Origin of the sequence: Micromonospora sp. C31 (assembly GCF_018070575.1) — a bacterium.
In the GTDB taxonomy this organism is placed as follows: Bacteria; Actinomycetota; Actinomycetes; order Mycobacteriales; family Micromonosporaceae; genus Micromonospora.
The window spans coordinates 258,696-269,975 of the sequence record NZ_JAGPXN010000008.1 but is presented as its reverse complement, the minus strand read 5'-3'; the positions used below and the strand labels follow the sequence as shown (position 1 = coordinate 269,975).

Annotated in this window: 9 protein-coding genes; 5 read left to right on the top strand and 4 right to left on the bottom strand. The window is 73.8% G+C overall.

All coding sequences use genetic code 11. The features are described from left to right. Nucleotides 1-56 precede the first annotated feature (56 nt). Nucleotides 57-1,346, bottom strand: a complete 1,290-nt coding sequence (locus tag KBX06_RS13880) for an adenylosuccinate synthase (protein ID WP_210834912.1) — start codon at nucleotides 1,344-1,346, stop codon at nucleotides 57-59. 123 nt (nucleotides 1,347-1,469) lie between these two features. Here KBX06_RS13880 and KBX06_RS13875 point away from each other — a divergent pair, with 123 nt between their 5' ends. Further along, nucleotides 1,470-2,477, top strand: a complete 1,008-nt coding sequence (locus KBX06_RS13875; RefSeq protein ID WP_210834911.1) for a hypothetical protein — start codon at nucleotides 1,470-1,472, stop codon at nucleotides 2,475-2,477. A 283-nt stretch (nucleotides 2,478-2,760) separates the two neighbouring features. Here KBX06_RS13875 and KBX06_RS28700 read toward each other — a convergent pair whose 3' ends face one another. Continuing rightward, nucleotides 2,761-3,219, bottom strand: coding sequence for a hypothetical protein (locus tag KBX06_RS28700; protein WP_374225631.1), 459 nt, complete (start codon nucleotides 3,217-3,219; stop codon nucleotides 2,761-2,763). A 517-nt stretch (nucleotides 3,220-3,736) separates the two neighbouring features. Between KBX06_RS28700 and KBX06_RS28695 the strand changes: the two genes are divergently transcribed. Further along, nucleotides 3,737-5,386: a chromosome partitioning protein gene (locus KBX06_RS28695; RefSeq protein ID WP_374225630.1), complete on the top strand. Its 1,650-nt coding sequence runs from the start codon at nucleotides 3,737-3,739 to the stop codon at nucleotides 5,384-5,386. A gap of 130 nt (nucleotides 5,387-5,516) precedes the next feature. Here the strand turns inward: KBX06_RS28695 and KBX06_RS13865 are convergent, their stop codons facing one another. Next, nucleotides 5,517-5,945 (bottom strand): DUF3151 domain-containing protein, encoded by a 429-nt coding sequence (locus tag KBX06_RS13865; protein WP_210834909.1) that lies wholly within the window; start codon nucleotides 5,943-5,945, stop codon nucleotides 5,517-5,519. A 251-nt stretch (nucleotides 5,946-6,196) separates the two neighbouring features. Between KBX06_RS13865 and KBX06_RS13860 the strand changes: the two genes are divergently transcribed. Further along, nucleotides 6,197-7,450: a hypothetical protein gene (locus KBX06_RS13860; RefSeq protein ID WP_374225629.1), complete on the top strand. Its 1,254-nt coding sequence runs from the start codon at nucleotides 6,197-6,199 to the stop codon at nucleotides 7,448-7,450. A 109-nt stretch (nucleotides 7,451-7,559) separates the two neighbouring features. On the opposite strand, the gene fbaA is transcribed toward KBX06_RS13860, so the two are convergent. After that, nucleotides 7,560-8,585, bottom strand: coding sequence for a class II fructose-bisphosphate aldolase (gene fbaA / locus KBX06_RS13855; RefSeq protein ID WP_210834907.1), 1,026 nt, complete (start codon nucleotides 8,583-8,585; stop codon nucleotides 7,560-7,562). A gap of 300 nt (nucleotides 8,586-8,885) precedes the next feature. Here fbaA and KBX06_RS13850 point away from each other — a divergent pair, with 300 nt between their 5' ends. Then, on the top strand, nucleotides 8,886-9,098 hold the full coding sequence (locus tag KBX06_RS13850) for a hypothetical protein (protein ID WP_210834906.1): 213 nt from the start codon (nucleotides 8,886-8,888) through the stop codon (nucleotides 9,096-9,098). Between the two features lie 289 nt (nucleotides 9,099-9,387). Next, entirely contained in the window at nucleotides 9,388-10,959 is a 1,572-nt protein-coding gene (locus KBX06_RS13845) for an LPXTG cell wall anchor domain-containing protein (protein WP_210834905.1), read from the top strand. Nucleotides 10,960-11,280: the final 321 nt, after the last annotated feature.

Below are 11,280 nucleotides of genomic sequence, written 5' to 3'. Positions count from 1 at the left end.
TGGCGGGGGGGGGGGGGGGGGCGGGGTGGGGGGGGGGGGGGTCGGGGGGGCGGGGGTTAAGGGAGGAGGGGGTGGCGGAGGACGTTCTCCTCGCGGCCCGGGCCCACGCCGACGACGCTGACGCGGGTGCCGCAGAGTTCCTCGATGCGGGCGACGTAGCGGCGCGCGTTCTCGGGGAGCTCGTCCTCGGTCCGCGCCTTGGTGATGTCCTCCCACCAGCCGTCGAGCTCCTCGTAGATCGGAGTCGCGTGGTGGAAGTCGGTCTGCGTCATCGGCATGTCGTCGAAACGCTCGCCGTTGATCTCGTAACCGACGCAGATCGGCACCTTCGGCAGGCCGGTGAGCACGTCCAGCTTGGTGACCACCAGGTCCGTGACGCCGTTGAGGCGGCAGGCGTACCGGGCGACGACGGCGTCGAACCAGCCGCAGCGGCGCTCCCGGCCGGTGGTGGTGCCGTACTCGTGGCCGATCTTGCGCAGGTGCTGCCCGTTGTCGTCGAAGAGCTCGGTCGGGAACGGCCCGGACCCGACGCGCGTCGTGTACGCCTTGCTGACCGCGATCACCTTGCTGATCGCGGTCGGCGGGATGCCGGCGCCCACGCAGGCCCCGCCGGCCGTCGGGTTCGACGAGGTCACGAACGGGTACGTGCCGTGGTCCATGTCGAGCATGGTGGCCTGGGCACCCTCCAGCAGGACCGTCTCACCGCGGTCCAGCGCGTCCCAGAGCATGACCCGGGTCTCGGCGATGTACGGCTTGAGCCGCTCCGCGTACCGCAGGTATTCCTCGACGGTCTCCTCGACGTCGATCGCCTTACGGTTGTAGATCTTGAACAGGAGCTGGTTCTTCTCCCGCAGCGCCAGTTCGAGCTTCTTGCGCAGGATCCCCGGGTCGAGCAGGTCCTGCAGCCGGATACCCATCCGGGCGACCTTGTCCCCGTACGCGGGGCCGATGCCCCGGCCGGTGGTGCCGATCCGGGAGCTGCCGAGGTAGCGCTCGACCACCCGGTCGAGGGCCCGGTGGTGCGGCATGATCAGGTGCGCGTCGCCGGAGATCCGCAGCCGGCTGACGTCGACCCCGCGCTCGGCGAGCCCGTCGATCTCGGCCAGCAGCACCTTCGGGTCGACCACGACGCCGTTGCCGATCACGATCATCGCGCTCGGGGAGAGCGCGCCCGACGGCATCAGGTGCAGCGCGTACTTCTGGCCGTCCGGCGTGATCACGGTGTGGCCGGCGTTGTTGCCGCCGGAGTAGCGCACGACGTAGTCGACCCGCTCACCCAGCAGGTCGGTAACCTTGCCCTTGCCCTCGTCGCCCCACTGGGCACCGAGCAGCACGATCGCTGGCATCTTCTCGCCTCCAGAAGGCTCGGGTGCCAGGTGGCGACCGGTCGGCGAGCCCGGGGTGTCAGGCTAACAAGTAGTGGCGGCGCGGCCGGCAGGGGTCGCGTCGGGAGGCAGGAGGCCTTTCTCGTGTACGACGTGGTGCTGCTCACCCTCGGCTCGGAGCGCGACGCGTCGGGCGGGGCCTGCGGCAGTGGCGGCTGCGGCGGCACGACCACCGACGCCTGCGTCCCCGGTGCCGACGCCACGGCCGACGGGCGCTGCGACACCCCACGGGTGCCGGTGCTGGCCTGCGCGGACGCGCTCACCGCCCGGGGCGCCCGCGTCGAGACGGTCACCGCCCGCTCGGACGCCGAGATCGACGAGGTGCTGGCCCGGTTCGACGGCCCGTCCCGCCCCGACGGCCTCACCTGGCCGGACCCGGACTCCAAGACCCGGCTCGTGGTCGCCTCGGCCAGCGACGCCCAGTTGCGCGCCGTAGTGCGCCGGCTCGTCCGGCGGTACGCCCCACCGCCCAGCCGCCGCCCCGACGACCTGCCCGGCAACCGTACGGTGCCGGACCTGCCGCCGATCGGCGTACTCCCGCTGGATCCGGCACGGAGCACGACGCACCGTGACCTGGCGGCGCAGCTCGGGCTGCCCCGGGATCCGGCGGCGGTGGCCGCCGCCGTGCTCGACGGCACGCCACGCCGGCTCGACCTGCTGCGCAACGACGGCGGCTCGGTGACCCTGGACGGCGCGCTCCTCGGCGCCGCCGACGACAGCGGCCGGCCCCTGCACTGGCGCGGTCGGGTCGAGGTGGACGACGCCGTGCTCTCGAACGGCGACGACCCGCTGCTGGCCTGTGCGATCGGCAACGCCGGCGGGTACGCCCGCCTCGACGACGTGGCCCTGCTCGCCGACCCCGACCCGACGGACGGGCTGGTCGAGGTCGCGGTGGCCGTGCCCGTGGTGACCCGCTCGGCGTTGGGCAGGAAGCGGGTGCGGCTGGAGGTACGACGCGCCCGGGGGCGGGCCGTGGCCGTGCTGCCCCGCGAGGGGAAGGTCCCGTTCCTCGACGACGGAGCCGAGGGCGAGCTGAGCCGCAAGCGGTCCTGGTGGACCGAACCGGGCGCCTGGGCGGTCTGGGCGGGCTGACCTCGCCCGTCCCCGACGCGACCGACGCGACCCGCCCGCGACGGCCGACCAGGCGCGGCCACTCGGCCTATCCTCGGCAGGAGGAATGGGGAGGAACCGTGGTGGACGAGAATGTCGACCGGGTCCACGCGCCCGGCCAGCAGCCGATGCCGGAGCGGGACATCGAACCACTCTGGCCGCCGGACCAGATCGACGCCGACACACCGCCCTGGGCGTCGGCCGCCTCGCCCCCGTCCCCCGCGCCGCCCGAGGGCCGGCCGGGTCAACCGCCCTCGCCGGCCGACTACCCGTCCCTGACCGGTGGGGTGCCGATCCCCGGCGCCGGGACTGCGCCGCAGGGCCCGAGCACCGGCTGGTCGCCCGCACCGGCCGCGACCTCGGCGCCCCCACCGGCCGCGACCCCGGCGCCCCCACCGGCCGCGACCCCGGCGCCCCCACCGGCCGCGACCCCGGCGCCCCCACCGGCCGCGACCCCGGCGCCCGCACCGGCCGCGACCCCGGCGCCCCCACCGGCCGCGACCCCGGCGCCCCCACCGGCCGCGACCCCGGCGCCCCCACCGGCCGCGACCCCGGCGCCCCCACCGGCCGCGACCCCGGCGCCCCCACCGGCCGCGACCCCGGGGACGCCATCGGTCGAGCCCTCGGGGTGGGGGCCGGACGCCTCAGCCTGGGCTCCGCCGACACCCGCCGCGCAGGCTCCACCGACCACGCAGACCGGCACCGGCCGGGTCGATCTCGACATGCCCTTCAGCCTCGACCAGCCGGCGGCACCCACGCCGGTCGCGTCCACGCGGGCGGTGGCCACCGCCCGCGCCGCCATGGGTCAGGGCGTGCCGGCGCAGGGGTCCGTCGGGCGGCGGGACGGAGCCTCGCCGGCCGTCGTGACCGACGCCTCTCCCGGTGATCGGCCGTCGCCCGACGCCTCGCCGGCCGGGCTCGGCGGGTCGGCCGGGGCCGACCATCTCCAGCCGACCGCCGACGCCGCGACGGCCGACGGCCCGGCGACAGCGACGGCAGGGGCGACGGCGACGGCAGGGGCGACGGCGACGGCGACAGGAGGAAACGACACCGGCGGCCCCGGGGACGGGAGTGCCGGCAGCGCGCCGGCGAACGGCGGCCCGACGAACGGAAGTGCCGGCGGCCCCGGGAACGGAAGTGCCAGCGGCGGAACCACGAACGGCGCTGCCAGCGGCCCCCGGAACGGAAGTGCCAGCGGCGGAACCACGAACGGCCGTCCGACCGCCGGCGGCGGGGCGCGGATGCCGGCAGAGTCGCCGTGGGCGCAGCCGCCGCAGCGACCTGCCGCCGCTGGAGCCGTCGAGCCCGGGCCGGGGTCGGGCGCCGCCGGCCCCTCGCCCACGTCCCGGGCCGCCGAGCCCCGGCAGGCCCTCCAGCAGTACCCGACCCAGCGGGGCCCGGCCGAGCAGGCCCCGCCGCCGCAGGGGCTGGTCGCGCAGGGTTCACCCCAGCCTCAGCCCCAGGACCCGGCCCAGGCCGGTGCACCCCGGGACCAGAGCCCACAGGACCCGGCCCAGGCCGGTGCACCCCGGGGCCAGAGCCGACAGGACCCGGCCGGGCAGGACAGGCCGGCCGGTCCCGCCACGGACCTCGGGTCAGACCCGACGGCGCCCCAGCAGGGCTTCGGGGCCGACCCGGCCGCGCCCCGGCGAGCCGCACCACCCGGCCCCCACCCGCCGCCGCAGGCCGGCCAGTACCCGCCGCCGCAGACCGTTCCGTTTCCGCCGCCGCAGGCCGGGCACTACCCGCCGCCGCAGGCCGGGCACTACCCGCAGCCGCAGACCGTTCCGTTTCCGCCGCCGCTCGGCGCCTCGCCGCCCGGTCCGTACCCGCCCGGCTGGTATCCGCCGTCCTGGCAGCAGGCCGCCCCGGCAGGCACCGCCCCGCAGCAGGCGTACCAGCCAGCGGAAGGAGTCACCCCGGTGCCGCTGGCGCAGCCCGACCCGAACTGGCATCCGTCGATCACCGACCCGCCGACGGCCGAGGACTTCGCCCGCCGCCGGCAGGTCCGGCCCGCCGATCCGGTCGCCACGATGGGCGTACGGGCGGTGGCCAACCGGGTGGGGCTGCGGCTGCCGCCCGGGCGGCACGAGCAGGAACTGCGGCGCGACATCGACACGGTCCGCCGCAACTTCGGCGGGCTGCGCCAGGTGACCGTGGTAAACCCGAAGGGCGGCGCCGGCAAGACGGTCGCCATCCTGCTGCTGGCGATGACGTTCGGCCAGAAGCGCGGCGGCTACGTGCTGGCCTGGGACAACAACGAGACCCAGGGCACCCTCGGAATGCGTGCCCAGCAGGACTTCCACTCCCGTACGGTGCGGGACATGCTGCGGGACCTGGGCCAGTTCCAGGGCGCGCACGGGCGGGTCGGCGACCTGTCGCAGTACGTCCGCTCGCAGGGCGAGGGGATGTTCGACGTCCTCGCCTCGGACGAGTCGGCCACCGGCGGCGAGATGCTCACCGCCGCCGCGTTCGCCGAGATCCGCGAAGTGGTCAGCCGGTTCTACAAGCTGATCTTCGTCGACACGGGCAACAACGTCCGGGCCCAGAACTGGCAGGCCGCGATGGACGCCACCGACCAACTGGTGGTCACCATGTCGGCGCGCAACGACTCGGCGGAGACCGCCGCCCGGATGCTGGACCACCTGGAGCAGAGCGGCCGGCAGCGGCTGGTCCGACAGGCGGTCACCGTGGTCTCCATGCCGCCGTCACGCAAGGAGATCGACCTGCCGGCGATCCAGGAGCACTTCGCGGCACGCACCCGGGCGGTGCTGCTCGCGCCGTACGAGCGGCTCATCGACACCGGCGAGCCGATCCGGTACGGCGGGCTCTCCGCAGCCACCCGGGACGCCTGGCTCAAGATCGCCGCCGCCGTCGCGGAGGGGTTGTAGGACGCCGCTGTGCACCGGGTCACGCCGCCCAGGCACCCCGGCGGCGTCACCCGGTGCACAGCGGGCCGGGATCGCGGGGCCCGGACGAGCCGACGGCCGGGCGGGAGCGCGCCGGCCGTCGGCCCCGCCGTCAGTTGCTCGCCAGCGCGTCTGCCGCGGCCGGGTCGCAGTCGCGCAGGAACTGGGCGCAGCGGGCCGCCTCGTCCGACTCGCCGATCTCGTCGGCGGCCCGGGACAGCACGTAGAGGCAGCGCAGGAAGCCCTGGTTCGGCTCGTGCGACCACGGCACCGGACCGAAGCCCTTCCAGCCGCTGCGGCGCAGCTGGTCCAGGCCCCGGTGGTAGCCGGTGCGCGCGTAGGCGTACGCCGGGATGACCTGGCCGGCGGCGAGCGCCCGCGCGGCCAGCGCACCCCAGCCGCCGCTGTACGTCGGGAAGCGCGCCGCCACCTCGGCGTGGGCCTCGTCGCTGCCCGCCCGCTCGGCGGCGGCCAGAGCGGCGTCGGCCTCGTCGTGGGCGGGGAGGAGGGTGGCGGGTGGTTCTGGCAACAGGTTCTGCATCGCCCCATTCAACCCGCTTCGCACCGGGACGCGCGAGGGGGTTGGGCGAGCCGCCTGGCTGAACGGCTGAGGAGTTGGTCACGCCTGCGGCCCATGCCCCCGGCCGATGCTCTCGACTACAACTATTGGTCCGGAGCCTCCCCAGGACCGGGTACTGCGGGAGCCCGGCGGCCACGGTCGCCGGGCTCCCGTCACTCCGGCCCCGGCTCGACAGGTTTGGCCGGTTGACCCGGCGGGGCAGGATGGCCAGGGTGCCGACCCCACCTCCCGCGGACGTCATCGAGCCGCACACCTGCACGGACGAGATCGAGACCCGCGCCGAGTTCGACCGGCGGCTGACCACCGGCAGCCTGGTCGGGCTGACCGTGCAGGGGCTACGGCTCGACCTCGACCCCGTTCCCGACCTCACCGCCACCGAGGTGGCCGGCACCCTCTTCGTCGGTTGCCGCTTCGCCTCCCGCGAGGTCGGCGCCGACCTGGTCCGGCGCGGCGCGAACGTGGTTCCGCCGTTCTCCGGGCTGCCCTACCCGACCCAGCCGTCCCACCTCTACACGCCGGAGGAACTGGTCGCCGGCTTCGCCGAGGGCGGGTTCGCCGGGATGTACGACACCCGGGTCTACGAGCACTTCCGCGCGCACGGCGGGGCGCTGCCGGACGTCCGGGAGGCGCTCGGCCAGCGGCTGCACGACCACGGCGTGGACAACGCGCTGGCCGACGCCACCCGCGCCTGGCTGGCCGCCCACGGGCCGCAGTCGGTGGTGGGCATCATGGGCGGGCACGCGGTGCCGCGCGGCAGTACGGCGTACCGGACGGCTGCCGTGCTGGGCTGGGAACTGGCCCGGGCCGACCGGCTGGTGGTGACCGGCGGCGGCCCCGGGGTGATGGAGGCCGCCAACCTCGGCGCCCACCTCGCGCTGCGGTCGGCCGAGGAACTGGACGCCGCGATCGACCTGCTCGCCACGGCGCCCGACTTCACCGACCACGACCGCTACACGGCGGCGGCGCTGCGGGTCCGGGAGCTCTACGGCCGCCCCGTGGCGTTGCCCCGGCCCGGGGCCGACGACCCCGGCAGCGTGTCCCGCGCCGACTCGGCGGAGCTGGCCGGCGGCGACATCGACTGGGCCCGCGCCGGCGGGCTGGCCATTCCGACCTGGCTGTACGGGCACGAACCGGCCAACCTGTTCGCCGGCCGGATCGCCAAGTACTTCTCCAACGCCATCCGCGAGGACACCATCCTGCGGCTGGCCCGTGGCGGGATCGTCTTCGCCCCCGGGCGGGCGGGCACGGTGCAGGAGGTGTTCCAGGCCGCCACCAAGACCTACTACTGCACCGACGGGGCCAGCGGCGCGTACGTCTTCCTGGACCGCGCGTACTGGACGGAGGAGCTTCCGGTGGAGTCGCTGCTGCGGCCGCTGCTGGGTGCCTCGCCGTTCGGCGACCTGTCGTCCTCCGTGCACCTCACCGACGACGTGCACGAGGCCGTCCGGGTGCTCACCGCCGGGTAAGGAAGGGCCCCTTCCTATCGCATCGTGATGTGCAAGGGGCCCTTCCTAACCACGAAGACGGCCGGCCCCCGGGGCGGGGAGCCGGCCGTCGGCGGTACGCGTCAGCGCGTCACTTCGCCAGCGTGGTACCGGTCGAGCGCAGGTGCTCGCAGGCCTCCGCGACCCGGGCGGCCATGCCGGCCTCGGCGGCCTTGCCCCAGACCCGCGGGTCGTACATCTTCTTGTTGCCGACCTCGCCGTCCACCTTGAGCACGCCGTCGTAGTTGCGGAACATGTGGTCCGCGACGGGCCGGGTGAAGGTGTACTGGGTGTCGGTGTCGATGTTCATCTTCACCACGCCGTAGTCCAGCGCCTCGCGGATCTCGGACAGCAGCGAGCCGGAGCCGCCGTGGAAGACCAGGCTGAGCGGCTTGTCCTTGCCGTACTTGGCGCCGACCGCCTCCTGGATCTGGTTGAGGATCTCCGGGCGCAGCTTGACGTTGCCCGGCTTGTAGACGCCGTGCACGTTGCCGAAGGTCAGCGCCGCCATGTAGCGGCCCTTCTCGCCGAGACCGAGCGCCTCGACCATGGCCAGGCCGTCCTCGACGGTGGTGTAGAGCTTGTCGTTGATGGCGTTCTCGACGCCGTCCTCCTCGCCGCCGACCACGCCGACCTCGATCTCAAGGACGATCTTGGCCTCGGCGGCCCGGTCGAGCAGCTCGGCGGCGATCTCCAGGTTCTCCGCCACCGGCACGGCCGAGCCGTCCCACATGTGCGACTGGAACAGCGGCTCCTGGCCGGCGGCCACCCGCTCCTTGGAGATCTGCATGAGCGGCCGGACGAACTTGTCCAGCTTCTCCTGCGGGCAGTGGTCGGTGTGCAGGGCGATGTTGACCGGGTACTTCTTGGCCACCTCGTGCGCGTACGCGGCGAACGCCACCGCGCCGGTGACCATGTCCTTCACGGAGGGGCCGGAGAGGTATTCCGCACCACCGGTCGAGACCTGGATGATGCCGTCGCTCTCCGCGTCGGCGAAGCCCTTGAGCGCCGCGTTCAGGGTCTGCGAGGACGTCACGTTGATCGCGGGGTACGCGTACCGGCCAGCCTTGGCACGGTCCAGCATCTCCGCGTAGGTCTCGGGGGAAGCGATGGGCATGTCGAACGCTCCTTACTTACCGCTCTCGGCCGTCACCGGCCGCTGTTGTCCCTGGAGTGCGCCGGACCGCGCTGTCCACCGTCGGCAGTATCCCGTAGAAGACCCGGACCGGCACAACCGACCCGGTGGCCGTCCAGTCCCTGACCGCCTCCGTACCGCCCCTGTCGACCACGGCCCCATCCTGGCACCGGGGGCACCGGCCGGTGGGGCGATTCGGTCGACTCGGCTTCCGAGCGGCGGGCAGACGCAACCCGTACGGTGTGTGGGGAACTGTCCGCCGAGATCCCGGGAGGGACTGATATGGGTCAGCCCGAAGAGGACTTCGCACCCAGCGACCACCTCAGCCCCGAGGAGCGCGACATGGAGGCGGAGCCGGCCGACGCGGTCGAGCAGGCCGCCGTGGTCGCCCCCGGCGACGCCGACACCGAGCCGCACCGGGGCCTGGAGGTCGGCGACTGGGACGCGATGGAGCAGGCCCGGGTGGTCGCCGTGGACGAGGACGACTACCGCTGAGCCGTACGCGGGCCGGACGTCACCGGGACGGTCCGGTGACGTCCGGCCCGCACGTCAGCGGATGCGGTTGCCCCGGGTCCGGTTGCCGCGCCGCCCACTACGCCAACCGGTCCTCCCGCGATGGCGTGAGGAACGCCGGGGCTTCCGGGCGGCCGGGACGTTACGGCGATCCTGGTCAGCCGTTTGGTCGATGTTCACCCGCTGGAGGCGGAGCGGGCAGCGGCGGATCTTAAGGAGTCCTTAAGATCCGCTGGCCACTCCTGGCATTCCCACGGGAGGAACCCCCCACATGCTCAAGCACTCCACTCGGCGCTGGCTGGCCGGGCTGGGCGTCGCAGGCGCGCTCGTCGCCGCCTCCGCCACTCCCGCCGTCGCCGAGGACGGCGACGTCGAGCTCGGCGTCTACTTCAACGACCTGACCGTCGCGGCCGGTTCCGACGGCAAGTTCGAATCGCCCATCCTGTTCGCCTCCGAGCCGGTCACCGTGTTCGGTCTGACGGTCCGGTTCGACTACCGCGACTTCGCGGGCAAGGTGAAGATCGAGTCGGAATTCGATTCCGAGTGCACCGCACCGGAGGCGGGCGTCCTGGTCTGCACCAGTCCGTTCGAGTACGACCTGTACGACTGGGGCTCCGGCTCCTTCAACGTCAACGTCGCACCCACCGCGAAGGCGAAGGACGGTGACGCCGGCAAGGTGAAGGTGACGGTGAGCGCCGACGGTTTGAGGTCAGCGAGCCACACGTCACAGGTCCGCATCGGTACGGGTGTCGACCTCGCAGGCGGTCCGGAGGTGGAGGTCTCGGCGGCGCCGGGCGGCAGCTTCGCCGCTCCGATCGTGCTCGGCAACGCCGGCCGGACCCCCGCCGAGGGTGCCGTCGCCGTCTTCGACCACGACTACGCCATCCGCGCCGACAAGCGGCACAGCAACTGCACCTACGAGGACGGTCGCCTGCGTACCTGCCGGTTCTCGGACACCGTGGCCCCGGGGGCGACGCACTCGGGGTCCTTGGCCTACCGGCTGGGCGAGGACACCTACGCCCCGGGCAAGGACTACGGCTACTACAACTGGATGACCGTCGCCGAGTTCGAGGACTTCAGCAAGTATCTCGCCGCCAACGGTCACTCGGTCGGTGAGCCGGGCGACGGCGAGCCCCTGAGCCTCTCGGCCCCGAACGTCCGGGCCCGCTCGTCCCAGGTCGACGTCAACCCGGAGAACAACTGGTCGGGCATGGAGGTCACCGCCACCGGCAAGAACGGCACCGACCTCGGTGCCATCGGCGACTCGGTGAAGGGTAAGGCGGGCGAGCAGGTCACCGCGACTGTCGGGTTCCGCAACAACGGCCCCGCCACCCTCGACTACTCGCGTGGCGGATCCTCCGTAACCTACCTGGAGGTCGCGGTACCGGAGGGCACCACCGTGGTCGGCGCGCCGGACGATTGCATGCCCGTGCAGGGCGACGACCACGGCGATCCGGGCGAGGCAGGTGGCCGCACCTACTTCTGCTATGCCCCGCCGTTCGTGAAGGCCGGCGACGCGGAGACCTTCGAGTTCAAGCTCCGGATCGACAAGGTCGTAGCCGACGCGACCGGCACCGTCGACATCAACATCCCGTGCCAGTGCGACGGCGGCTTCTCCGACGACCTGAAGCCCGCCAACGACACGGCCAAGCTGCTGGTGAACGCGATCGGCGGCCAAGGCGGCGACGGAGGCGGCAACGGAGGCGGTGACGGCGACGGCGGCACCCTGCCGATCACCGGTGGGTCCACCGGCCTGATCGCCGGCATCGGCGGGCTGCTGCTCGTCGCCGGCGTCGGTGGCTACGTGGTGACCAAGCGCCGCAGGACCCGCTTCGTCGTCTGATCCACCCGCACCACCGGTGCCCCGCCGCCCAACAAGGCCGGCGGGGCACCGCCTTTTCCAGGCCCACTGACCCACCCGGCCGAACGGCACAGCCCACCAGCCACCCACCCCCACAACACGGCCCCACCAGCCCCACAGCACACGCCCCACCCAGCCACCCATGCCGACCCCCACCCACCCGACCGAGGCCACCGGACGAGCCGGAGGCACGACGGGTTTCCGGGGGAGCCCCGCCCGCGCAGGGATCAAGCCTGACCGCCCGGAGCGGGCGGGGCTCCCCCGGAAACCCCACCCGACGAGGACACCGGAAAACGGGACGAC